The 23554-nt window shown below is 69.3% G+C and carries 29 protein-coding genes; 22 read left to right on the forward strand and 7 right to left on the reverse strand.

The window, feature by feature from the left end; all coding sequences use genetic code 11:
• Positions 1-80 precede the first annotated feature (80 nt).
• From pth2 to HUG10_RS14975, 4 genes are all read left to right on the forward strand, one after another.
• Positions 81-419: a peptidyl-tRNA hydrolase Pth2 gene (pth2, locus tag HUG10_RS14960; protein WP_179170332.1), complete on the forward strand. Its 339-nt coding sequence runs from the start codon at positions 81-83 to the stop codon at positions 417-419.
• Positions 419-1762 (forward strand): tRNA pseudouridine(13) synthase TruD, encoded by a 1344-nt coding sequence (gene truD, locus HUG10_RS14965; protein WP_179170333.1) that lies wholly within the window; start codon positions 419-421, stop codon positions 1760-1762. Before pth2 ends, truD begins: the two co-directional genes overlap by 1 nt.
• A 349-nt stretch (positions 1763-2111) precedes the next feature.
• Positions 2112-3071, forward strand: a complete 960-nt coding sequence (locus tag HUG10_RS14970) for an asparaginase (RefSeq protein WP_179170334.1) — start codon at positions 2112-2114, stop codon at positions 3069-3071.
• A 178-nt stretch (positions 3072-3249) separates the two neighbouring features.
• Positions 3250-3492, forward strand: a complete 243-nt coding sequence (locus tag HUG10_RS14975) for a PRC-barrel domain containing protein (RefSeq protein ID WP_179170335.1) — start codon at positions 3250-3252, stop codon at positions 3490-3492.
• A 189-nt stretch (positions 3493-3681) separates the two neighbouring features.
• On the opposite strand, the gene HUG10_RS14980 is transcribed toward HUG10_RS14975, so the two are convergent.
• On the reverse strand, positions 3682-3909 hold the full coding sequence (locus tag HUG10_RS14980) for a hypothetical protein (protein WP_179170336.1): 228 nt from the start codon (positions 3907-3909) through the stop codon (positions 3682-3684).
• 166 nt (positions 3910-4075) lie between these two features.
• Between HUG10_RS14980 and HUG10_RS14985 the strand changes: the two genes are divergently transcribed.
• From HUG10_RS14985 to HUG10_RS15020, 8 genes are all read left to right on the forward strand, one after another.
• Positions 4076-4735: a helix-turn-helix domain-containing protein gene (locus HUG10_RS14985; RefSeq protein WP_179170337.1), complete on the forward strand. Its 660-nt coding sequence runs from the start codon at positions 4076-4078 to the stop codon at positions 4733-4735.
• A 317-nt stretch (positions 4736-5052) separates the two neighbouring features.
• A complete protein-coding gene (locus HUG10_RS14990; protein ID WP_179170338.1) occupies positions 5053-5817 on the forward strand; it encodes a DUF2103 domain-containing protein in 765 nt (254 codons plus the stop codon).
• Between the two features lie 80 nt (positions 5818-5897).
• Positions 5898-6209, forward strand: coding sequence for an eL43 family ribosomal protein (locus tag HUG10_RS14995; RefSeq protein ID WP_179170339.1), 312 nt, complete (start codon positions 5898-5900; stop codon positions 6207-6209).
• A gap of 38 nt (positions 6210-6247) precedes the next feature.
• A complete protein-coding gene (locus HUG10_RS15000; RefSeq protein ID WP_179170340.1) occupies positions 6248-6382 on the forward strand; it encodes a DNA-directed RNA polymerase subunit P in 135 nt (44 codons plus the stop codon).
• 10 nt (positions 6383-6392) lie between these two features.
• The gene (locus tag HUG10_RS15005; protein WP_179170341.1) at positions 6393-6674 is read left to right on the forward strand and encodes a KEOPS complex subunit Pcc1; all 282 of its coding nucleotides are present in this window, start codon (positions 6393-6395) and stop codon (positions 6672-6674) included.
• 142 nt (positions 6675-6816) lie between these two features.
• Positions 6817-7212 (forward strand): prefoldin subunit beta, encoded by a 396-nt coding sequence (locus HUG10_RS15010; RefSeq protein ID WP_179170342.1) that lies wholly within the window; start codon positions 6817-6819, stop codon positions 7210-7212.
• 6 nt (positions 7213-7218) lie between these two features.
• Complete coding sequence (locus tag HUG10_RS15015; RefSeq protein ID WP_179170343.1) at positions 7219-7467, forward strand: DUF3194 domain-containing protein; 249 nt, start codon at positions 7219-7221, stop codon at positions 7465-7467.
• Between the two features lie 70 nt (positions 7468-7537).
• Positions 7538-7738, forward strand: a complete 201-nt coding sequence (locus HUG10_RS15020; RefSeq protein ID WP_179170344.1) for an HVO_0649 family zinc finger protein — start codon at positions 7538-7540, stop codon at positions 7736-7738.
• Between the two features lie 43 nt (positions 7739-7781).
• Here HUG10_RS15020 and HUG10_RS15025 read toward each other — a convergent pair whose 3' ends face one another.
• On the reverse strand, positions 7782-9239 hold the full coding sequence (locus HUG10_RS15025; RefSeq protein ID WP_179170345.1) for a sodium-dependent transporter: 1458 nt from the start codon (positions 9237-9239) through the stop codon (positions 7782-7784).
• Between the two features lie 137 nt (positions 9240-9376).
• Between HUG10_RS15025 and HUG10_RS15030 the strand changes: the two genes are divergently transcribed.
• The 3 genes from HUG10_RS15030 (at position 9377) to HUG10_RS15040 (ending at position 11965) form a co-directional block, all read left to right on the forward strand.
• Positions 9377-10453, forward strand: a complete 1077-nt coding sequence (locus HUG10_RS15030; protein ID WP_179170346.1) for a sensor histidine kinase — start codon at positions 9377-9379, stop codon at positions 10451-10453.
• A gap of 157 nt (positions 10454-10610) precedes the next feature.
• Positions 10611-11378, forward strand: a complete 768-nt coding sequence (locus tag HUG10_RS15035; protein WP_179170347.1) for a nucleotide-binding protein — start codon at positions 10611-10613, stop codon at positions 11376-11378.
• Positions 11375-11965: a hypothetical protein gene (locus tag HUG10_RS15040; protein WP_179170348.1), complete on the forward strand. Its 591-nt coding sequence runs from the start codon at positions 11375-11377 to the stop codon at positions 11963-11965. Before HUG10_RS15035 ends, HUG10_RS15040 begins: the two co-directional genes overlap by 4 nt.
• Positions 11966-12009: 44 nt before the next feature.
• Here the strand turns inward: HUG10_RS15040 and HUG10_RS15045 are convergent, their stop codons facing one another.
• Positions 12010-14205 carry a sensor histidine kinase gene (locus HUG10_RS15045; protein WP_179170349.1) on the reverse strand — a complete coding sequence of 732 codons (2196 nt, stop codon included), beginning with the start codon at positions 14203-14205 and terminating at the stop codon, positions 12010-12012.
• A 92-nt stretch (positions 14206-14297) separates the two neighbouring features.
• A complete protein-coding gene (locus HUG10_RS15050) occupies positions 14298-15743 on the reverse strand; it encodes an MATE family efflux transporter (protein ID WP_179170350.1) in 1446 nt (481 codons plus the stop codon).
• 229 nt (positions 15744-15972) lie between these two features.
• Between HUG10_RS15050 and HUG10_RS15055 the strand changes: the two genes are divergently transcribed.
• The 3 genes from HUG10_RS15055 to HUG10_RS15065 are packed head-to-tail and all read left to right on the forward strand — an operon-like array spanning position 15973 to position 17007.
• A complete protein-coding gene (locus tag HUG10_RS15055; protein WP_179170351.1) occupies positions 15973-16320 on the forward strand; it encodes a helix-turn-helix transcriptional regulator in 348 nt (115 codons plus the stop codon).
• A 1-nt stretch (position 16321) separates the two neighbouring features.
• Positions 16322-16699, forward strand: coding sequence for a DUF7521 family protein (locus HUG10_RS15060; RefSeq protein WP_179170352.1), 378 nt, complete (start codon positions 16322-16324; stop codon positions 16697-16699).
• Positions 16696-17007: a DUF7521 family protein gene (locus tag HUG10_RS15065; protein ID WP_218780604.1), complete on the forward strand. Its 312-nt coding sequence runs from the start codon at positions 16696-16698 to the stop codon at positions 17005-17007. The genes HUG10_RS15060 and HUG10_RS15065 overlap by 4 nt, the downstream gene beginning before the upstream one ends.
• A 20-nt stretch (positions 17008-17027) precedes the next feature.
• Here HUG10_RS15065 and HUG10_RS15070 read toward each other — a convergent pair whose 3' ends face one another.
• Complete coding sequence (locus HUG10_RS15070) at positions 17028-17777, reverse strand: sensor domain-containing protein (protein WP_179170353.1); 750 nt, start codon at positions 17775-17777, stop codon at positions 17028-17030.
• 215 nt (positions 17778-17992) lie between these two features.
• Here HUG10_RS15070 and HUG10_RS15075 point away from each other — a divergent pair, with 215 nt between their 5' ends.
• The 3 genes from HUG10_RS15075 (at position 17993) to HUG10_RS15085 (ending at position 19618) form a co-directional block, all read left to right on the forward strand.
• Positions 17993-18589 (forward strand): halocyanin domain-containing protein, encoded by a 597-nt coding sequence (locus HUG10_RS15075; RefSeq protein WP_246310155.1) that lies wholly within the window; start codon positions 17993-17995, stop codon positions 18587-18589.
• Between the two features lie 73 nt (positions 18590-18662).
• Entirely contained in the window at positions 18663-19226 is a 564-nt protein-coding gene (locus HUG10_RS15080; RefSeq protein ID WP_179170354.1) for a hypothetical protein, read from the forward strand.
• Positions 19223-19618 carry a DUF6220 domain-containing protein gene (locus tag HUG10_RS15085; RefSeq protein ID WP_179170355.1) on the forward strand — a complete coding sequence of 132 codons (396 nt, stop codon included), beginning with the start codon at positions 19223-19225 and terminating at the stop codon, positions 19616-19618. The genes HUG10_RS15080 and HUG10_RS15085 overlap by 4 nt, the downstream gene beginning before the upstream one ends.
• A gap of 134 nt (positions 19619-19752) precedes the next feature.
• On the opposite strand, the gene HUG10_RS15090 is transcribed toward HUG10_RS15085, so the two are convergent.
• Entirely contained in the window at positions 19753-20586 is an 834-nt protein-coding gene (locus tag HUG10_RS15090; RefSeq protein ID WP_179170356.1) for an alpha/beta fold hydrolase, read from the reverse strand.
• Positions 20587-21224: 638 nt separating this feature from the next.
• Between HUG10_RS15090 and HUG10_RS15095 the strand changes: the two genes are divergently transcribed.
• Positions 21225-21995, forward strand: a complete 771-nt coding sequence (locus HUG10_RS15095; protein ID WP_179170357.1) for an IclR family transcriptional regulator — start codon at positions 21225-21227, stop codon at positions 21993-21995.
• Between the two features lie 603 nt (positions 21996-22598).
• Here HUG10_RS15095 and HUG10_RS15100 read toward each other — a convergent pair.
• Positions 22599-23537, reverse strand: a complete 939-nt coding sequence (locus HUG10_RS15100; protein ID WP_179170358.1) for a D-2-hydroxyacid dehydrogenase — start codon at positions 23535-23537, stop codon at positions 22599-22601.
• Positions 23538-23554 lie beyond the last annotated feature (17 nt).

Raw genomic sequence — 23554 nt, forward strand, 5'->3', positions numbered from 1 at the left:
TCACCGCTCCGGGAAACCACGCCCAGCCGAACCCACCGGATAACAGCACCTATACCCCGAGCCGGGACAACCAGGAGAACATGAAACAGGCCATCGTCGCCCGGACCGACATCGGGATGGGGACGGGCAAGCTCGCCGCGCAGGTGGCACACGCCTCCCTCTCGGCCTACGAGGACGCCGACAGACGGACCCGGAAGGAGTGGAAGGGCGGGGGCCAGAAGAAGGTCGTCCTGAAGGGGCAGGGCGAGTCCCAGCTGTTCGAACTCGCCGACGTCGCCGAGCGCGAAGGGCTGCCGTACGCCGTCGTCCGCGACGCGGGACACACCCAGCTCGAACCGGGCACCGTCACGGCCCTGGCCGTCGGTCCGGGGCAGGACAACATCGTCGACAAGGTGACCGGCGACCTGCCGCTGTACTGATGCGCGAGGCCCACCCCCGCGAGCGGGTCGTCGGCGTCGACTTCTACGTCAGCGACGCCGACGGCATCGGCGGTCACCTCCGCGAGGAGCCCGAGGACTTCGTCGTCCGCGAGCGCGAGCGGATGGACCCCGACCCCGTCGACGCCGACCCGGGCTCGTACCCGCACGTCCTCCTCCGGGCGACGCTCCGGAGCTGGGACACCAACGACTTCGCCGGCCGGCTCTCCGACGACCTCGGGATCAGCCGCGAGCGCGTCTCCTGGGCGGGGACGAAGGACAAGCACGCCGTGACGACGCAGCTGTTCACGGTCGAGCGGATCGACCCGGACGAAGTCCCCGAGATACGCCACGCCGACGTCGAGGTGCTCGGGCGAACGGGGCGAGCGCTCACCTTCGGCGACCTCGCGGGCAACGAGTTCGAGATCCGCGTCCGCGACGCGGACGGCGACCCCGCGCCCATCACCGCCGACCTCCGCGCGTTCGCCGGCGGCGACGCCGGAACCTCAGGGGAAGACCCCGCTACGGTCGCCGTCCCGAACTACTTCGGCCACCAGCGCTTCGGCAGCCGGCGGCCGGTCACCCACGACGTCGGGCTCCACGTCCTCCGGGGCGACTGGCGCGGCGCGGTGCTCGCGTACGTCGGCAACCCGTACGACACCGAGCCGGAGGACTCCCAGGCCGCCCGCGACGTCGTCGAGCGGGAGGCCGCCTCCGAGCAGCCGGACTGGACCGCCGCGCTCGACGCGATGCCCGGCCGGCTCCGGTACGAGCGTTCGATGCTCTACCGGCTCGCCGAGGGTGCGGACTGGCGCGAGGCGCTGGAGGCGGTGCCGTCGAACCTCCAGCGGCTGTTCGTCAACGCGGCGCAATCGTACGCCTTCAACCGAATCCTGAGCGAGCGACTCCGCCGCGGGCTACCGTTCCACCGGCCCGTCGCGGGCGACGTGTGCTGCTTCGCGGAACGCGACACCGATTACCCCAAACCGGACCCCGACCGCGTCCAGCGCGCCACCGAGGACCGGGTCGACGTGCTCGCCCGGCACTGCGAGCGCGGTCGTGCCTTCGTCACGGCGCCGCTCGTCGGCACGGAGACCGAGTTCGCCGACGGGGAACCGGGGGAGATCGAGCGCGAGGTGCTCGCCGACCTCGGCGTCGAACGCGGCGACTTCGCGCTCCCCGGCGAGTTCGAGTCGACCGGCACCCGGCGCGCCGTCTCGCTGGTCACCGACCTCGGGGTGGACGAGCGCGACGGCGACCCGGTGTTCTCCTTCGCGCTCCCCTCCGGTTCGTACGCGACGACGGTGTTGCGCGAGTACCTGAAACGGGACCCGGAGCGGCTGTAATCGGCCGGATGAGTGCTCCCTGCGGCTAGCACGCGGAAACACTGACCCACCTTCTCGAGTCGACGGAGACCGACTGGTACGGACGGACACCGTTCGGACTCGTTTCCGTCGCCCCTGCGAGGGCTCCGAGAGGGTTCGTCGGGGTCCGCGAAAAATTCGATATCGCGCTATCCGATTCACGGGTGCTCCTCCTCCTTCGTCAGCTAACAGTTGTTTTCGGTCGACTAGACGGCTCAAAACAGCCGATATCCCTCGATACGCCCCCGAGGAATATATCTATATATTCACATTAATTGGCTCGAGCGATGTACTCCACGCGGTTCAAGAGGCCTCGGTCGGTACCGGTCGCATGGTCGTTGTTGTCGTTTCACTCGGCGGTACGATCGCGTCGACGTCCGACGGGGACGGTGCCAGTCCGTCGCTCTCCGGCCGGGAACTCGTCGACGCGGTACCGGGGCTCGGCGACGTCGCGGACGTGGACACCGTCGACTTCGCGAACGAACCGAGCCCGTACATGACCTACGAGGGGCTGTACGACCTGGTCGAGCGCCTCGAGGAACTGGACTCCGACCCCGACGTGACGGGCGTAGTCGTCACGCAGGGGACGGACGTGCTCGAGGAGTCCGCGTACTTCGTCGATCTGTGTTACGACGGCGGGACGCCCGTCGTGTTCACGGGCGCGATGCGGAACCCGTCGCTCGCCGGCCCCGACGGCCCGGCGAACCTCCTCGCAAGCGTGCGCGTCGCCGTCGATGGAACGGCCGGGGAGGAGGGGACGCTCGTCTGCTTCAACGACCGGGTCCACGCCGCGCGGGAGGTGACGAAGACGAACGCGACGAACGTGGACACGTTCCGGTCGCCGGAGTTCGGCCCACTGGCGGTCGTCGACGAGGACCGCGTGACGTGGCGCCGTCGGTCGGAGAACCCCGACCCGACGCTCGCGCCCGACAGGGACGCGCTGTCTTCCGACGTCGAGGCGATCACGGTCACGCTCGACATGTCGACGCGCCTCCTCGACGCCTGTGCCGACAGCGACGCGGTGTGTCTGGCCGCGCTGGGTGCGGGCCACATTCCCCCGCAGATCATCCCCGCGCTCGAAACGCTCGGTGAACGGGGCGTGCCGGTGGTGGCGACGACGCGGTGCCCGGAGGGCCGCCTCGCCAGACGCACGTACGACTTCCGGGGGAGCGAACGGACGTTACGCGAACTGGGCTGTCGGTACAGCGACCTGAACCTCCAGAAGACGCGGGTCAGGACCGTGACGGCGCTCGCGGCCGACCGTCTCGACGACGCGTTCGACCGGCCGTAACCTCCCCTCCCTCGACGACGGACGACCGACGGGTGGACTCCCGGTGTAGATGAGTGGACGCTGGGGCGATGGCGACCCGCCGCGTCCGACCTGCCGCCCGCGTCGACCTCCTGTCGACGCCGATGTTGAATATGCAGGCAGAAGGACGACCACGATAACGGGTGACTACCTGGATGCAATGTCGACAGAACTCACTGACGCCGACGAGGGGAAGGACGTCGTCACGTCGACCGGCGACAAGATCGGGATCGTCAAGGACGTCGACGCCGGCGCCGCCCACATCGACCCGAACCCCGGGATCGCCGACGAGCTGAAGGCGAAACTCGGGTGGGGTGACAGTGACGAGGACACCTACCGGCTCCGGGAGAGCGACATCGAGGCGGTGACCGACGACGAAGTCCGCCTCAGCCACGGTCGGTAAGGCCGCGCTCGCACACGTCCGGTCGGATTCTTTTTCGATGCCGCAACGGGCCCCCTGTGAGCCTGCTCGATTCACCCGTGAGGAGCGTTCGTCGCTCACCCGCCCTGGGTGAGCGAAACCGAGGGTGCTCGGGTCCGTCCGGCCCTGACGCGCGGTCGTCCGGAAGAGGGTGGACGGACCCGACGGCTGTCAGAGCGACCTGACGACGTCACACGAGGAACAGACCAGCGACATGTCCTTCCGGAGCATCACGCCGTCCTCGCACCGCGTACACCTCCCCCCGAAACTCGTGTCCAGTTCGGAGGCCAGCGCGTCGACCTTCCGTTCGAGCCGATCGATCGCGTCCCGCTGTCGCTCCACGATCTCCCTGAGTTCCTCGCTGTCGGTCGTATCGACCCTGGTCTCCTGGTTGCTCATGTACGTTCATCATGGGTAACCGACTCCTATGTGACCGCTGCCTGCCTGGGCAGGGACCGTGAGTTGGACAATCCAGCGTCCGTGCACGATATGTAATTCGAATTTCCGATTAGGAACGCGGAACTCCCGACAAAACTCTCATACCTCGCCGGATATACGACTGCGTATGCCAACGATCGTCGTCGCCGAGATCCCCCACGGGGAGTTCGCCCTGCAGCACACGTTCGATCAGGTGCCGGATCTCGAGGCCGAGAGCGAGCGGATCGTGGCGAACGGGGATGACATCGTCGTCCCGCTCGTCTGGCTCAGCGGGGCGAACGAGGCCGATCTCGAGGAGGCGCTCGAGGACGATCCCAGCGTGCAGGACTTCTCGCAGCTCACCTGGTACGAGGACGAGGGGCTCTATCAGCTCACGTGGGCCCAGCACGTCCACCTGATCGTCCGGATCGTGACGAACGAGCGCTCGACCATCATGGAGCTCCACGGCACGCAGTCGGGCTGGCGGGTCCGAGTACTGTTCCCGGACCGGGACGAGCTGTCGAACGTGAACGCGTTCTGCGAAGAGCAGGACCTTACCTTCGACATCGAGCGGATCCGCGATCTCGAATCCGACCCGAGCGGACGGTATGGGCTGACAGATGAGCAGTACGAGAGCCTGCGGACGGCGTGGGAGGCGGGGTACTTCGACGTCCCGCGCGAGATCGACCTCCGGGAACTCGCGGAGGAGATGGGCATCTCCCACCAGGCGTTCTCCGAGCGGTTGCGGCGGGGTCACAGCAACCTCATCGAGGAGACGATCGGGATCGGACCGCCGGGGGACGAGTGAGGCCGGCGGTCGACGCGGGTTCATCGGGCGTCCGTTTCCCTGTCGTTGGTCCCGTGACGACTCGAGCCACCTGACGCAGTTCGACGCGCACCGGAAAGCACGGCCACCCGGACCGCCCCGATTTCACCCCTCGCAGCTTCTCGCGGTTTCTCGTCCGAACGCGTTTCGGGAACGCCGAACGGACGGGACGTTCTCGATGCCGACTCTCGAATTCGATCGGACGGGTGAGGACGCCATCCTCCGGGATTTGATATAGCGTCATGCGGTGTGCCGAACCGAACGAACGCGCTTATCCGACCCCGACACCTCGCTCGGGTATGAACTGTCGGCGGTGTAGCGCACCCCTCGACCGCCCCGGGGACTACTGTCTCCGGTGCAACACCGCCAACTGTGACGCCGTCGTCGTCGTGTTCGGTGAGGACAGGGCGACGCTCACGATGCTCGACAGCGAGGTCGGCGTCGAGGACGACGAGTCGGAGGAACCTGCGGACCGGGCGGAGGTACTCGGGGAGACCACGGTGACGACCGTTCCCGACGACGGCGAGCGCACGGCCCGGACGCAGCTCCGCAACTACGCGGGCCGGGTCGCCGACGAAATCCAGCGGAAACGGCCGGAGACGGTGTACGCGGCCGGGGAGCGGGTCCCGCTGCGCGAGACCCGAGCGCAACTCCACTACGAGTTCTACCGCGTGCCCGACGAGGACCCCGTCGAGACGGTGCTCGCCCGGCACGGCGAACCGTCGCTCGAGGTGGTCGAGGCCGCGCCGGCGGAGAAACTCGGCGGCGCACACTCGACGCTCATCGGCGAACGAAAGGGATGGCGGGCGATCCGGGCCGTCGCGGAACACCCCCACGTGAAGAAGATCATCCCCGGCCCCATCGACGCCGGCGGGAGCGGTTCGCGGACGGGAGTCCGCGCGAAGGTGACCCGGGCTGACGAGCACGGGAACGTCCGTCTGCTGCTTCGAGACGGTTCCAGTGTCCAGGAGAACCGCGTGGTGACGACCGCGAGCGACCGCGAGGTCGGGGAACTGGTCCGGGCCGACCTGAACGAGGCGCTCGCGGACGACGAGTTCGCGTAGTCCGTCCGGCAGTCGGGTCTGCCGACCGCTGCGGCCGATTTCGCGGGGTTTTTACCCACGTCCGGCGAAGTCGCGCTCATATGGCTGAATCCAAGGCACGAAAGACCGGGAGCGCCGGGCGGTTCGGCGCCCGATACGGTCGTGTCGCACGCAAGCGCGTCGCCGACATCGAGGACGAGATGAACAACGCGACGGTCGACGGCGACTCGGTGAAGCGCAAGGGCACCGGCGTCTGGGTGAACGAGGAGACCGGCGAGACGTTCACCGGCGGCGCCTACCGGCCCGAGACGCCGGGCGGCCGCGGCGTCCGGCGTTCCATCCGTGCGGCGCTCGAGGGCGAGGGCGCGGCCGACGTCGACGTCGAGGTGGACGTCGAGGCCGAGGACGAGTAACCCCGAGGCCCAAGTACCTCCACCCCCACCATCCACCAATGAGCTACAAGTGCTCCCGCTGCAAGCGCGACGTCGAACTCGACGAGTACGGCGGCGTCCGCTGCCCCTACTGCGGTCACCGCGTGCTCCTGAAGGAGCGCGCACCAGTCATCAAGGAAGTCGACGTGGAGTAGCCGCGGGCCGATGCCCGGAGGCGGTACCGACTACGATCACGACGCGGTTCTGTCCTTCCCCTACCCCGCCGAGCGGCGCGCCCGCGACGTCCACGACGCCGTCGCGGTCGAGGTAGGCGAGGTCGACGACGACCGCTCTCGGGCGACCGTCTCGCGGGCCGGCCGAACCGTGGAAGTCAGGGTGCGCGCGCGCGACCTCGTCGCGCTCCGTGCGGGGACGAACACCTGGGTCCGCCTCGTTCGCGTCGCCGAGGAGATCGCCGACGTGGCGGACGTGTCGCGGACAGAGTGAGCTAGCCGCGAACTCCGGTCGGCGTTACTCCCGATTCCGGGCCGCTCGGCCGCGTACACCTCCCTCCGGGTGGTCGAGTCGCTCGCGTCACTCGCGTCCGGCAATAACCGGGTTTTTCACGCCGAAGCACGACTGTCGGGATATGCAGGGTAATCTGCCGCCGGAGGCTCAGGAGAAGATCGAGGAACTGCAGGACCTGCAGGAGCAGGCCCAGCAGGTCGCGGAGCAGAAACAGGCCACCGAGAGCTCGCTCACGGAGTCCAAGACGGCCCTCGAGGCGCTCGAGGACATCGATAAAGACACCGTGATGTACCGCGAGGTCGGCGAGCTCCTCGTCGAGACCGAGTACGACGAGGCGTACGACGAGCTCGAGGAGAAGGTCGACACGCTCGAGATGCGTGCCGAACGCTTCGGGAAGCAGGAGGAGCGCGTCCAGGAGCAGTTCGAGGACCTGCAGAGCGAGCTCCAGCAGATGCTCCAGGGCGGCGCCGGCGGCGGTCCGGCCGGGATGGGTCCCGGCGGCGCGGGCGGCGCGTAAGGGTCGATGCCCGAAGAACCGAGCGACGAGACGGTCGTCCAGGTCGCCTCCGAGGCGGCCGAGGGGGTCGTCCTCTCGCGTTACCGCCAGGCCGACCTGACCGACTTCGACGTGACGGTGACGTTCGAGGACGGCGTGCTCGACGTCGACGTGTACGTCAACCCCCCGGCGGACGCCGAGCCGGACGCCGAGGCGGTCGCCGACGAGGCGGCGCGCGCGGCGGGCGACGCGGTCGACGACCTGTTCGAGGAGTAGCCCACCTCCGCGCCGTCCGGCGAATCAACGGTCCTAGCAACTTTTGCCGCATCAATGCGTATGCTAACGCATGGCATCCACGTCCGCGCGCGGGAAGACCGCGCTCGAGCGCTACCGGGAACAGTTACGCGAAACCGAGCGCTGTGGCTCGTGTGGCACCGCCGAGACGGCCGGCGAGTGGACGACGCGGTACCGCGACGGGCGACTGGTCTACCGGCGGGTGTGTCCGCGCTGCGGGGCGATCGAGCGGCGCGAGTTCCGCATCGGGTGAGCGCCGTCCGGGGACTCCGGATCCGGCCGTCCGGTCCCGACGTTCAGTCCCGCTCCGTCCGGCCCCGCCGCGCCGCGCGGCTCGACTGCTGCTCGCGCGTCCAGTACCAGCCGACGAGCGCGAGGCAAACGATGCCGAGCACGAGCAGCGACGCCACGCCCGCGTCGGGATGGATCGCGTCCGGCACCCGACCAAACCCGCCCCGCCCGGCCGTGACAAGCCGGTAGGTCGTCGTCGCGCCGAGGACGATCGGGACGGCGTACCGCAGTAACGGGACGATGGAGCCGCCGCCGAGGCGCTCGCGGACGATCGCCGGCTCGGTGAGCCAGACGAACGCGAGGACCGTCAACAGCGCCGTGAACGGGAGCGCGAACGTCCCGACCGAGCCGTCGAGCGCGTCGAGCACCGGGACCCCGCCGAGGCGGAGGTCGACTGCCGAGTACGACAGCGCCGACGGCAGCCCGAGCACGACCATCCCGACCGAGAGGGCCGCAGTCGCGGCGCGGCGTGAGAGCCGCGTGTTACCAGTCGCTGTGGAGACCCCGACCTCCAGCAACGAGACCGCCGAGGTGACCGCGGCGAGAAACAGGAGCGAGAAGAAGGCGACGGCGACGAACCGGCCGCCGGGCATGGCGGCGAACGCGGTCGGGAGCGTCTCGAACGCCAGCGCGGTGCCGGCCGACGGCTCCAGCCCGAACGAGAACACGACGGGGAAGATGGCGACGCCGGCGACGAGCGCGACGGCGACGTCGGCGACGGTGATGACCACCGCCGAGCGTCGCAGGTCGACCTCGTCAGGGAGGTACGCGCCGTAGGTGAGCATGACGCCCTGGCCCACGGACAGCGAGAAGAACACCTGCCCGAGCGCGGCCACCCAGACGCCGGGGTCCGCGAGCGCGTCCGTCCGTGGCGCGAAGAGGAACGTCAACCCCTCCCGTGCGCCGGGGAGCGTGAACGCGAACGCCCCGAGGCCGACGAGCACGAGGAAGACGATCGGGATCGCGAGCTTCGAGAGCCGTTCGATGCCGTCGCGGACGCCGAGCGAGACGACGACGGCGACGACCGCCGCGGCGGCGAGGAAGTAGCCCACGGGCGCCCAGCCGGCGGTGAACGCGACGAACGTGAATTCGCGGCCGAGCAGCGCGGCGAGCGCGAACGCGAGCACCCAGCCGGTGAGCACGAGGTAGTACGACAGGAGGACGAACACGGCGCCGACGGCGGCCCAGCCGGCCGGCGCGAGCCACGGGCGCACCGCGCGGAAGGCGCCGACGACGTCGGTTCGGTAGGCGCGCCCGACGGCGAACTCGAGGACGAGGAGGGGGGCGGCGAGGACGAACGCCGCGACGAGGTACGGGAGGACGTACGCGCCCCCGCCGTTCGTGCCGGCGACCGCGGAGAAGCGCCAGACGTTCCCCAGGCCGACCGCGGCGCCCACCGCCGCGAGTACGAAGCCCGTACGCGAGGACCACTGCTCGTCCCCCGCGGACCGTTCCCCCTGCACGGGCTGGACCACTCCCGGTCATATCTTAACTGTGGTTGCTCGGGGCGGGGAACGTCGGTCCGGAGTCGATTCGATGCATCGTTTCGGGAGGTAGTGTTTCCGTAGATATACCTTTCTGGACTCACAACGTCCCCGGAATGTCAGCGCGCGCGGCCGGCGACGACCCGGGAAGGGTCGGCTACCTCGTCCACCTCCTGGGGCTGGCGATCGTCCTCCTCGCCGGCGTGCACGTCCTGCTCGACAGCGACCCGCTCGCGGTGGAGTTCGCGGAGGCCGCGATCCTGCTCGTGTTCGCGATCTGCGTCTTCTTCGCCGGCTACCGGGCCGTCGCCGAACGGCTCCCGGCGAGGGACGTCCTCCGGATCGTCCTCGTGGGTCTGGGCGTCGGCGTCGTCGTCGGCCTGCTCGCCACCCTCTTCCTCCTGCTGCGGCGAGCGACGGGGGAGCCGACCGCCGAGGCCTGGTTCGTCCTCTCGATCGGCTGGAGCCTCGGGGCGAGCGCGGGCGCGCTCGTCGGCTACTACCTCACCGAGGTGAAGCGGGAGCGCGCGGCACAGGAACTCCTGACGAAACGGCTCACCATCCTCCAGCGGGTGCTCCGGCACAACATCCGGAACGAGGTAACGATCCTCCGCGGGTTGAGCGACGACCTGACCGAGTCGGCCGCGGACCCGGAGACGAGAGGGAAACTCGACACCGTCGACGCCCACGTCGACCGGGTGTACCGGCTCTCGGAGAACGCCCAGTTGCTCTCCGATCTCTGGGGTAGCGGCGGGACCGAGGTGATCGACCTGGCCGCAATCGCTCGCCGGGAGGTAGCGGAGTTCCGGGACGCGTACCCCGAGGTGTCCGTCGACGCCGACCTCCCGGACCGGGCGATGGTCGAGGCCAACCGGCACCTCCCCGTCGCAGTGGGGGAGGTACTCGAGAACGTGGCCGTCCACAACCGGACCGAGGGACTGTCCGTGACCGTCTCGCTCGTCACGGATCCCGGGGAGGGCTCGGCCACGCTCGAGATCGTCGACGACGGCTCGCGGATCCCCGAGGACGAGATGGCCGTCCTCTCGAGCGACCGCGAACTCCCCCTCCAGCACGTCACCGGGCTGGGACTGTGGGTCATCTACTGGGTCCTCGACGCCTCCGGCGGCCGGGCCGAGTTCGCGAACGTCGAGTCCGGCGGGGTCGCTGTCCGTCTGACCGTCCCCACGACGTGAGGGCCGGTCGGACCGGTCGACCTGCGCGAACCCCTCCAGCAGTCGCCCGACGACGAACGCGACGGTCGTGGCGACCATCCCCACCGGAACCCCATCCAGCCCGCTTTTCGCGACGACGACGCCGAAATTATTTGTACCAGTGCGAACCACCCCGCGCATGGTCGAGGCGTTCGCCGTGGCGAGCGGCAAGGGCGGGACGGGGAAGACGACGAGCACGCTCGCGCTCGGCATGGCGCTCGCCGACGAATACGACGTCACCGTCGTCGACGCCGACACGGGGATGGCGAACCTGCTGTTCCACGCCGGCCTCGACGACGCGCCGGTCACGCTCCACGACCTGCTCGTGGAGGACACCGCGATCGACGTCGACGACGCTACCTACGAGCGGCACGGCATGCGCGTCGTCCCCTGCGGGACGAGCCTCGCGGCGTTCGAGGCCGCCGACCCGGACCGCCTCCGGGACGTCGTCGCCGACCTGGCCGCTGATACCGACGTGCTGCTGCTCGACTCGCCGGCGACGCTGGCCTCGAAGTCCGCCGTGCTCCCGGTCGTCCTCGCCGACCGGGTGATCGTCGTGCTCCAGCCGACCATCCCCTCGCTATCGGACGGCCTCAAGGTCCAGGAGTACGCGCGCTCGTACGGAACGGGAACCGCGGGCGTGCTGTTCAACAAGGTGCACGGAGACCTCGGGCGGGTCGCCGACCAGGCGGAGCGCTATTTCGGCGGGTCGACCCTTGGCGCCGTTCCGGACAGCGACGACGCGCGGGCGGCGAGGCGCGCCGGCCGCCCGCTGCTCGCACACGCGCCCGACTCCGCGGCCGCGGCCGCCTACCGCGCCGCGGCCGCCCGCCTCGACCCGAAGCCCGGCGAGGCCGGCGACGTGGCCGACCGCTTCCGGAGCGCGGTGGTCCCCGACCGGCCATGAGCGACGGGCCGCTCGGCGCCGCGCCCGCGCCGGTGTCGCTCCCCCGGGGGGACCTCCTCGCCGCGCGGGTCGTGGCGGACGTCGGCGAGCCGTTGCGCGACGCGCTTGACCGGGAGCTGACGGGGTACCTCGTGCTCGAACCGGGGACGACGCTGCTGCTCGACGTGGCCGAACGCGGGGTCATCACGCTAGCGGACGGCGTGCCCGTGCTCGCCTACGAACTCGACTCGGACGCGGGCGGGCCGGCCGCGCTGGCCGCGCTCGCGGGCGCGGGACCGGTGCGGGCGTCCTCCTACCGCCTCTCCGCCCCCGAGATCGCGACCGTCCACGACTGTGACCCCTTGCAGGTGGCCCCAGGCGGGCCCGCGCGGGAACTGGCCGACGACCCGGAGCTGGCGGCTCGAACCCGAGAGCGGGCGCCGGACGGACGGCGCGGGGAGGGCGGGGATCACGACGCGCTCGCCGCGTTCCTCGCCGACGAGGAGCGGGTCGCGGCCATCAAGCGCGAGGCGCGGGAGGAGGCCGAGCGGCGCGCCGCCGAGTGGGGGCTGGCCGGCGAACTCGCCGACGACGGTCGCGTGGACTGACGGTTCCTCGTCTCGGTAACCGAGGTCGTGTGACTCTTGGTCGCCTACTCACCGGTCGGGTCCGTCGAGGGGCCAAGGACGTCGCCGGCTCCGGCGTCGTTCGTCGCGTGCGTCGTCGCTTTGTCGTCGTCTGCCGCTTCGGCGTCGCCGTCGGGCCGGTACAGCGGGAGTCGGACGGTGACGACGTTCCCGCGGGGCTCGACCGGGTCGAACTCGATGGTGCCGCCGGAGGCGGACACGATCCAGCTGACGAGCCACAGCCCGAGCCCGCTGGCGTGTTCCAGCGCGGTCTCGGATCCCCGACGGAGCACCTCCCGGTCGTTCTCCGGGATGGGCGGTCCGTCGTCGCCAATCCGGACCCGCACGTGGGCGGCCTCCTCCGTGTCCGACGGGCGGACCACCGTCGCCGAGACGTCCACCGTGGGGCGCTCGCGGTCGTTGTGCTCGACGGCGTTCTCGAGGAGGTTGTCGAACGCCGAGCCGAGGATGGGGACGGCGGTCACGGACGCCGACTCGGGGAGCGAGGCGGTCAGTTCGACCTCCGGGTGTTCCGCGCGCAACTGCTCGCAGTGGGACCGTATCAGCGCGACCACGTCCACCACCTCGGTCACGGTCTCCGCGTCGGTGACGAGGGCGTCGAGCGTCCGCGCCTTCTCGCCGAGGTCGACAAGGTTGCGCGCGCGCTGGCGGATGATGTCGGCGTACTCGCACGCCCGGTCGGGGTCCTCCCTGACGGTCGTCGCGAGCAGGCCGGCGTACCCGTCGACCACGTTCATGTCGTTCCTGAGGTCGTGCCGGAGCACGCGGTTGAGCACCTGGAGGCGTCGCTCCGCCTGCTTCTGGACGGTGATGTCGGTGGAGGAGACCACGACCCCCTCGACGAACGGGTCGTCGAGAAGGTCGTCGCCGGTCGCGGAGAGCTCCCGCCAGCTCCCGTCAGCGCAGCGGAATCGACACTGGACGGTCCGGCTCTCGCCGTCCCGGGTGACCTCCGCGAACGCCCCCGCCATGTCCTCCCGGTCCTCCGTGTGGACGAACTCGAACACCGACCGGCCGACGAGCGAATCGGGGTCGTACCCCAGGACGTCCTCGTGTGCAGGGCTGGCATAGGTGACCGTCCCCTCGGAGTCGAGCACGGCGATGAGCGCGGACGTCCCCTCGATGAGCGCCTCGAACCGCCGTTCGATCCGGCGCTGGTCGGTCACGTCGCGGAACACGAGCACCCGATTCTCGGATCTCACTCCCGATCCGGCTGTCGGCTCGCTCGTCCCGAGCGCCGTGACGGAGACGTCGAACAGCCGAACGTCGCCGTCGGGCCCCACGAGTTCGATCCGGTCGCACTCGTCCCCCGCGAGCGCCCGCTCGACGCCAGGGACGTCCGCGAACACGGCGGACGCGGGTCGGTTCAGGTCGTCGTCGCCGACTCCGAGACGGTCGTCCGCGGCGTCGTTGGAGTCGAGGACGCGGCCGTCCTCGCCGACCACGACCACCGGGTCGCGCATCCGGGCGACGACCGTCTCCCTGGCCACGGGGACGGGATCGAGCAGCCCGTACCGGGTCACGGCCAGCCCGGTCATCGACGAGGTGAGCGCCAGACAGACCGGCGTGTAGTCGACGGTGGGCGACCCGCCGCTCGCGACGGCGCCCGCGATCCCCCCGGCTGTGGGGATGACCCCGGCGAGACAGACGAGCGCGAACCGCACCCGGGCGTCGCCTGCCGCGCCGAGCGTCGCCCGGAGGAGGTGGACGAAGGTGGCGACGTTGACCGCGAACGAGTACGCGAGGAACGCGACGAGCGCCGGTCCCGGGGTGAACTCGAACCCCCCGGCGGCGACGTCGCTCTCGACGACGTCGGCGTAGACCAGTCCGTGGACCGGGTTCGTGAGCGCGAGCGCGGCGACGACCGTCGGGACCGCCACGAGCACGAGGATCGACCACCCGGTGAGGACGTCGCTCCCGGTCACGGAGAAGGCGAACACCGGCCACGAAGCCGTAACGATGGCGATACCGACCCACGTCAGGTCGAGCAGCACGTACTTCGCGGACCCGGTGGTGGCCGCGAGGTGGGTCGCGTAGGTGGCAGTCCAGACGATGGCGCCGAGAGAGAGCCATACGAACGCCCGGTACTCCAGCCGCCGCCAGTTGTCCTGTGCGGCCGGGAGCACGTGGGCCAGGACGCCGGTCGAGACCGTGGCCGCGATGGCCAGCGCGACCGTCGCCCAGGTTACCTGCCAGACCATCGGGAGGTCCCGTCACGCCCTCGGGTCAAATACCTGATGCACCCTGACCCGTCGTCCCACGGAACCGAACCCGCGGGACCGCGTCCATCCGCTCAGTCCCCTCCGACGGCCGCGTCCGGGCGGTAGCCCCGACTCACCGCCTTCCACTTCCCGGTCCGGAACCGGTGGTAGTTCAGCGCGGCCGGCACGCCGGTCTCGGCGAGGAAGGCGAGCTGGAGGCCGAGGAAGCCCAGCGACGTCGTCGCCCCGAGGTACGCCAGCGGGATGGAGACGCCGAACATCCCCACGGCCTGGCTGAAGAACGGCCACTGCGTGTCGCCGCTCGCGTCGAGCGCGCCGGCGGCCCCCCCGGAGACGCCCTGGAGGACTACGGCGACGCAGGCGGCGCGCACCAGCGCGACCGCCGGGTCGACGGAGCCGGCGGTCGGGTCGCCGACGAAGGCGACCACGATCGGCCGTGCGAACGCGAGCACCAGCGCCGCCGAGATGACGTACGTCGCGACGGCGAACGTGATGATCTCGCGGCCGTACGCCTCCGCCGTCGTCTCGTCGTCGGTGCCGAGGTGCTGGCCGACGAGGCTAGAGGAGGCGAGCCCGAACCCCCAGCCGGGCGTGTTCATCAGCCCCCAGATGCGCCGGGAGACGACGAAGGCCGCGACGGTGTCCCGCCCGAACACGTCCACGATGGCGAGCATCGGGAACTCCGCGACGGTCCACACGAGGTTGCGGCCGACGACGGGGGCGCCGATCCGGACGAGCTGTCGGATCTCCTCGCCGTCGAGGTAGGGGCCGCGGGGGTCGATCCGCACGGGGAGGTCGCCGACGCCGGGGAGCCGACCGGCGACGAGCCCGCCGGAGAAGGCGACGGCGACGACGGCGTTCGACACCACGGTCCCGGTCGCGGCGCCGACGACGCCCATGTCGAACCCGAAGATGAGCACGGCGTTGATGGCGATGTTCGCGACCGCCCCGCCCGCGCGGAGCACCATCGGCGTCCAGGCGTCGTCTGCGCCGATGTACACCCGGCTGGCGACGAGATTCAGCCCGGCGAATGGGACGCCGAACGCGACGACCCGGAGGTAGTCCGCGCCGTAGCCGATCGCGACCGGATCGTCGCTGACGATCCCGACGAGCTGTTCCGGGACCGTCAGGAAGGCCAGCGCCACCGGGAGCGAAACCGCGACGACGACGAGCGCGCTCGACCGGACGGCCTGCCCGAGTTCCTCGTGGGCGTCGGCGCCGTAGCGCTGCGAGACGAGCGCGATGGTACCCGCGGCCATCCCGCCGCCGAGCGAGAACGCGAGCCCCCAGTACGGGCTGGCGAAGCCGACGCCGGCGATGGCGGCCGGGCCGAGCGCGATCCCCACCATCGCCACGTCGACGGCGCTCTTCGACATTCGCGCGAGGCCGGTGAGGATGCGCGGCCAGGAGAGGTCGGTGATACGGCGGGCGCGTCGCTCGGTGACGAGGCCGAACCGGGAGAGGAGGAGACCGACGGCGAGGACCAGCGAGCGGAGTGGATTCGGGATGCGTGACACTTGGAGGCCCGAAAGTGAACAACCGGCGAACAAGTGCCTTCCGTTCCGTGACCGTGCGTGCCGGGGCGTCGCACGGCTGGGAGTCCCACCGCCCACGGTCGCCGAACGAGCGACCGTGTCCCCCCTTTTATGTCGGCTCCCCTCGCACACCCGTCGAGTCAATGGCGGTATCGACCCGATCGAACGCACGTGGGCGTCCCGACGTCCCGTCGCGCCACCGGGGCGTCGAATGACGGAGGGGGACGAGGTTCGGGAGCTCGCAGGGCTCCTCGAGGACGAGTACGCCAATGCGATCCTCATCTACACGAGCGAACGGGAGATGTCCGCCCCCGAACTGAGCGACGCGTGCGACGCGTCGGTCTCGACGATCTACCGCCGCATCGAGCGCCTCCAGGAGCACGAGCTGCTCGCCGAGCGCCTGAACCTCGACAGGGACGGCCACCACTACCGGACGTACTCGGCCCGGCTCGACCGGATCACGATCGAACTGGCCGACGGCGCGTTCGATGTCGAGGTCACGTACCGCCCGGAGACCGCCGCCGACCGCTTCACCGACCTGTTCGAGGGGTTACGCTAACATGGTCGCCACCACACCCCTCCAGACTGCTACGGGCGGGTCTCCGCTCGTCGTCGTCCTGGCGCTCCTCGCGCTGCTCCTCACGGCCGCCCTGTCGCTCGTCGTGGCGTACCTGATCGTTCGCGGCTACCGCCGGAACCGCGACCGTGCCCGGCTGTACCTCGCGGTCGGGCTGATCCTGCTCGTCACCGGACCGATCGTGATCCAGCTGGTGTTGACGAACGTCACGGCCGCCTCGCCGGTCGCACGGTCGGCGGCCGCGAACGCGAGCAAGGTGCTCGGCCTCGGGGCCATGCTGTACGCGATCTACGGCGCCGCGCGACCGCGTCGACCCGAGTCGCGACGCGACGCAGATCGGTCGGACGAGGTGAGAGAATGACGGGACCACTGCTCCAGCTCTCGGACGCGTTCACGAGCGCCGGGGGTCTCATCTTCGCGTTCGCCGCCGTGACCGCAGTCGCCGGGGTCTTCGTCGCGTACCAGGCGTTCCGCGGCTACCGGCGCAACGGGAGCCGGCCGATGCTGTATCTCGCCGTCGGGATCGTCCTGCTCACGGCCGTACCCGTCGGCGTGAACTCCGCGCTGACGGCGCTGACCGCGGCGACCGACGCGGAGATCGTACTCGCGGTCACGGCGGCCCACCTCGCCGGCGTGCTCTCGATCCTGTACTCGCTCACCAGGGCCTGATTCAGGGGCCGGCGGGCGACCTACCACTCGGGGGTGGACCAGTAGCGCGGCGCCGTGAGCATGTACCGCGCGTACCGCCCCCACAGCCAGGCGAACCCGTTGGCCAGCGGGAACGCGACAAGGAAGCCGAGGACACCGAGCCCGGCGAACAGCAGGGCGCCCGGCAGCGTCTCGACCTGCCAGGAACCGAGCTCGATCGTGGTCGTGAGCCCGATCAGGAGGTCGTCCCAGCCGAACAGCAGTTCGAGCGTCAGGTCCGCGATCGAGAACGGTCCGTAGCTGACGACCGGGGCGCGCGTGTAGTAGAGCGGCGCGAGCAGGAAACTGGCCGACGTCGCGAACACCGACCCGAGCAGGCCGAACGCGAGGTTCTCGTAGGCGAACTTGGTGAACAGGTAGCCGACGGCCTTCCACGTCGCCACGTCGGTCACCAGCCCGACGAGTCGTTCCCGAGGGCTCCCGTCGGTCCGCAGTTCGGTCGGGGGAACCTCGACGCCGAGGAGTCGACGGACGAGCAGCCGTTCGAACCCGGCGAGCCAGACGGACACGAGGAGCGTGAGGACGATGACCGGGACGCCGACGAGGACGAGCAGGAGGGGGACGCCGGCGGAGAAGCCGATCGTCAAAAGCACGAAGTAGGCGATCCCGAGCGGGAACGACACCAGGAGGTAGAGCAGGTTCCGGTACGTCTGCGGTCTCGTCGGTGCACGGAGCGCGTGACCCACGACCTGTTCCAGATCGCGGGTTGGAGGGGACGTCCTGGTTGACATTGGTCTGGGCTCGGATCGCGTTCGGCGCGTCTCCACCCGCCCCTGACCACGGACCGGCTTAATCTGTCGGGTTCGGCGCGCGTCGGCGTCGCGGCGGACGACTCGATCCCGTCTGCCGGGTTTCGATACTTAACTCTTGTGCACGGACGCCGGGCCGGCGACTCTGCTTGCCGGGTTATCGCCGTCCCGCTCGTCGGCGCTGATGGAGACAGACCATGAAGCAACCAACGTCACACGAGACCTGCACGACCGACTCCCGAAACCGACCGTCGGACCACGACCGGATGCGACCCGAGGACGAGGGGCCAACCACCTCGCCCGGGCGGCGCACGTTCCTCCGCGCGGTGGGCGGTCTCGCTGTCGCGGGCGTGCTCGCGGGGTGTACCGACGGGAACGGCGGAACGGCCAACGGGAACGGCGGGACGGGCAACGGAGGCGGCGGCGACAGCGTCGACGAGTGGCTCTCCGACACCGATAACTACGACTCCGTCACGGACCTGACCGACGAGGACGCCGTCACGGTCGAGGTCGGACCCGGGAGCGACGAGATGACGTTCGAACCCGCGGCGATCCGCGTCACGCTCGGGACGACGGTCACCTGGGAGTGGATCGACGACGGTTACCACAACGTCGTCGACAGGGACGACGCGTTCGACAGCGGCGGGCCGGAGGAGGGGGCGACGTTCGAGCATTCGTTCGACGCCGCCGGGACGTCCCTCTACTACTGTGACCCCCACAAGTCGGCGGGGATGAAGGGCGCGGTCGTCGTCGAGGGCGAGGACGGTGACGGGACCGCCTTGACGCAGGGGTGATCCGATGACTCACACGGATTCCGGGAACCCCGAACGACCCCTCCTGTCCGCGACCTGGTGGACGCCGAACAGAGTGAGGATAGCCGGTCTCGGCGGCCTCGTCGCCGGCGTCGCCCTGGCCGCGCTGTCGATCAGTCGCACCGGGTTCGGCGTGGACCCCGGCGCCGTGAGTATCGCGTACCCGTTCGGTTACCTGCTGTGTGCGGTGGCGCTGCTCGCGGCCGACGCCCGATACGGGGCGATGTACGGCCGTCGCGGTCGCCGCGTCGCCGCCCTGCTCGCGCTCTCGCTCGCGTGCTACGGCTGTGCCGTCCTCGTCATCGTCGCGAGCCTCCGGGTGGTCGGGGTCCCGTTCAGCCCGGTCACGGGACTCGTCGGGGTCGCCTTCTTCGCGATCCGGGTGCTCGGGAGCCTCTACGGGGTCCTCCTCTGGCGGGAGACGGACGCGAGTCGGCTCACAGCGGGGCTGTTCGTCGCGATCCTCCCGGCGATGGTCATCTTCGCGCCGCTCGCCATCCTCGGGTTCCCGGCCTTCGGCGTCGAAGGCCCGCTCTACCTCGCGTTCGTCGCCCTCGGGCACGAACTCTCGACGGTCGGCACGGACGCCACCGCGGACGGAAGCGGGAGGCCGGAATGACGCGTCCGAGACGGGTCGCGTGGGCGCGGTACGGTTACGTCCTCGTCGGTGGCGTCTTCGCCGCCTGCGTCGTCGTGCAGGTGTACGTCGCCGGGATGGCCGTCTTCGTCGACCCGGCGAACTGGTCGCTCCACGCGGGCTTCGTCCACGTCTTCGAACCGCTCCTCCCGATCCTGCTCGCCCTCGCCTTCCTGGGACGGCTCCCGCGTCCGCTGAAACTCGCCCCGGTCGGGCTGTTCGTACTGCTCTCGGTGCAGTACACCACCGCGAGCGCGTTCGGCTCGATGGTCGCCGCGGTCCACCCGGTGAACGCGCTGGCGATCTTCCTCGTGGCGCTCCTCGCGACGAGACGGGCGTGGCAGTTCGCGTCGGGGTCGGCGGCCGAACCCTGATCGGGTCGCAGCCCGACCACGGCCGGAGCGGTCCCGGTATCGGGCGTGACCTGCGAATCCGGCACGGTTTGCGGCTCGTCCGTTCGCCGGATGGAGGAAGGACGGGCGCAGTGCAATGGTACTGGGAGCGACAGTCACACGGGAACGTGCTCGCGGAGGAACTCGAGCAGGAGCGAGTTGAAGAACTCGGAGTTGTCCTGGTTGGCGTTGTGCCCCGCATCGGGGACGACCTCGTAGCGACATTCGGGCTCCGTCGCCGCCCACGTTGGGGCGTCCCTCGCGACGGTCCCCGTCCCGTCGTGCTCGCCGTGCGTCAACAGTAGCGGTTTCCCGAATCGGTAGCCGGGCTCGGCGTGCAGGCAGGTGGCGACCGCCTCCCAGACCGCGAGGAACTCCCGCTTCGAGAGCCGACTCGCCGCGTCGTGGGCGTACCGTCGGACCGGCTCCGTCTCGGCCGTGGATTTCGCGATCGTTCGTCGCAGGTGCCGGTACGGCCACACTCTGAACACGTACGGGGAGAGGCGGAGCGCGGCGTACTCGAGCGTCGACGGCAGCGCCGTGACGTTCGTGGAGCCGACGACGACGAGTGCGGGGACTCGCCCTGGGTAGCGGAACGCGAGTTCCTGCGAGACGTAGCCCCCGAACGACTGTCCGACCGGCGTCACCTCGTCCGCTCCGAGCGCGTCGACGATCGCCAGGAAGTCCTCCACGACGGCCGGGAGCGTGAACTCCATCCCGATCGGCTTGGAGCGCCCGTGGCCGCGGACGTCCCACGTCAGCACCCGGTAGCCGGCGTCGACGACCGGGCCGACCTGCAGGTCGAACATCCGGTGGTCCATCGTCGCGCCGTGGGTGAACGCGACCAGCGGACCGTCTTCGGGGCCGGCGATCCAGTAGTGGATGGTCGATCCGGACCGGTCGAGCACGCTGTGGCGTCCAGGATTCGATCCGTCTTCGGAGTCCTCCATGACGTCGTACTGTGGACGATTCGTACCGAGTCCGCGGAACGGGGTCGTCCTCCCCATCGGTTCACGGGCCGTCGTCGGAACGACGGGGGATAACAGTAGTGGCGCGGACGACGGTCGACGGCATCCCGAACGAGCAGAGTATGACCGTGTCGATGAATTAGACAATAAAGTTATGGAAAAGCCCTCTAAACAAATATCATACTATTACGCTCCGCGGTCGCGATCCCGCTTCGAATTCCCCGCGAAACCGACGGAGGTACACGATAGAGGCTGAATGACGGCGTATCTCCGAACCGATGGCCCGATCGCGTCAGACTGGCTGGAAGTCAAACGATTCCACTCGGAAAAACATGGAACGCCTGCTATGAGTGTCAACGCACCGAATAAGGGCGTTGATAGAACGTCCTGTCGAACGGAGGTAGATACCGAACGAAACCGATCCCATCCCAATTAACAGAAATATACCTATATCCTACAAATGATATCAGTCTCGTGGGTGCCCCTGACGAACCGGTTCGACCGGTCGACCGGACGGTTGTGTGAACGGGACGGAGGGGTCGTACCTGTCACCGGCCGACGAATGACTGTCCGCCTCTGGCGAACAGCAAGTATTTCAATGCGAACTCCGTGGGTGACGTATGGAACCGAGTGGCACGGAACTCAAGACGCCGGTGAAGACGGCACAGACGACGTTCAGGATCGTCGAGGCGCTGAAGGCGCTCGACGGTGCGAGCATCACGGAACTCGCGGACCACCTCGACCTCCCGAAGAGCAGCACCCACAACTACCTCCGGACCCTCGAACACGAAGGCTACGTCGTCGAGAACGACGGCCAGTACGAAGTGGGCCTCCGATTCCTCGACCTCGGCGCGTACGCCCGTACCAGGGAACAGCTGTACACGGTAGCTGCACCCGAACTGGAGGAGGTCGCGGAGGCGACGGGGGAGCACGTCAACCTGCTCGTGGAGGAACACGGGCTCGGCATCTTCCTCTCACGGGCGCAGGGCGCCAACGCGGTCAGCGTCGACTCCTACACCGGTCAGTGCGTCCGGTTACACACGACCGCCCTCGGCAAGACGATCCTCGCGCACCTCCCGCGGGAGCAAACGGACGAGATCATCGACCGATACGGGCTGGAGGCGAAGACCGACCGAACGATCACGAGCAGGGCCGCGCTGTACGAGGAACTGGACGAGATCGAGCAGCGCGGCGTCGCGTACGACCGCGAGGAGCGGATCAAGGGCCTCCGTTGCGTCGCGGTGCCGATCCTCAGCGCCGACCGGATTACGGGGGCCGTGAGCGTCTCCGGCCCCACCAGCCGGATGGACGCCGACCGGATCGAGAACGAGATCCTCCCGAAACTCCGGCACGCCGCGAACATCATCGAACTCAATCAGACGCACTCCTGAGCCGTCCGCTCCGTCGGTCGTATCCGGACGCGAACGAGGGACATCGAGGGGAGAACAGATATTCGCTTCTCACGAATAATATCGCTACCCGTTTGCCGCGACCCGACATGCCCCCACTCACAGGTACTTCACACGTCAGTCAGATATCACTCGTCGACTCTGATTTCACGGGTTCGGGACAGCGTACGATACGTGATCCACCGGCGGAGAACCGATCGGTGAGCGAAAACGGATTCCGATTACAGCCATACTCCTGTAATGATGTGCGGACGCGCCGGACCGACGGGGGCGTCTTCTGCAGCCTGCGGCCCGCTAGGAGTTCAGTTCTCGCTCATGGGCTCGTACGTAACTTCGTCGGGAGAGGATGGACGACGCCCTTCCGTTCGGATCTGACGAACAGACCGATCGTGACGACTGCTCTTCTCACCACGGTTCGTCTCTCGCGAACCGTGATCGTTCGGTCGATCGTGAGCGATCACGATGCCGCCGTGTCCCACTGATTCCGACTGGAGTAACGATGGTGGCTGGTCGTACACACGGCCAGCCACGAAGAGAGCCGAATCCACTGAAAGCCGAGAACAGGAGTGTACAGCCGGCCAGGCGCTAGACGATCTCGTTCCAGGGTCGCTGGCCCTCGTCGAGCCGCGAGATGTTCGTCTCGACGAGGTCGGCGACCTTCGCGCCGTAGTTGTTCGACTGCGCGGCGGCGTGCGGGGTCACGATGACCTCGTCCATCCCCCACAGCGGCGAACCGGGGTCTAGTGGCTCGGACTCGAACACGTCGAGGGCCGCCCCCGCGATCTCCCCGTCCTCCAGCGCTCCGACGAGCGCGCCCTGATCGACGATCTCCCCCCGACTGACGTTGATCAGGTACGCGTCCTCGTCCATCGCCTCGAAGACGTCCCGACCCACGAGCCCGCGGGTCGCATCCGTCAGCGGCGTCGTGAGCACCACGAACCGGACGTCGCTCACGGCCTCGGCCAGCCGATTCACGTCGTAGACGCGGTCGAGCCCGAGTTCCGAGACCGGCCTGACGTCGACACCCACCACGTCCACCCCCAGCACGCCGGCGCGGGCGACGACGCTCCCCCCGAGTTCGCCCAGTCCGACGACGCACGCGGACGTCCTGCCCAGTTCGAACGGCCGTTCCCAGGGGATGCGCTCCCACGTGTTCTCGCCCTGGTTGTCCCGGTAGCGGTGGAGCCCCTTCGCGAACGTCAGCATGAACCCGACCGCCGACTCGCCGACCAGATCGCCGGCCACGCCCGTGCTGTTCGTGACGGTGATGCCGGCGTCGCGGTAGGCGTCCAGCGGGAAGTCGTCGTAGCCCGAGCGGATCGTGTGGACCCACTCGACCGCCTCCAGGAACTCGTCGTGGTGGTACACCGTGATCACCCCGTCACAGTCGTCCAGCGAGTCCGCCCACCTGACCTCGAACTCCGCGTCGAGGTGGCCGAGCAGGTCCCGGAGGTGGGCAGGCGGGCACGGGTGATCGCCCCAGTCGTGGATCGCGACGCGCCGGATTCGGCTCTCCCGTGACATGGTCGTTCCTCGCCCCT

This window comes from Halorarum halophilum (genome assembly GCF_013401515.1).
Lineage (GTDB): Archaea > Halobacteriota > Halobacteria > Halobacteriales > Haloferacaceae > Halorarum > Halorarum halophilum.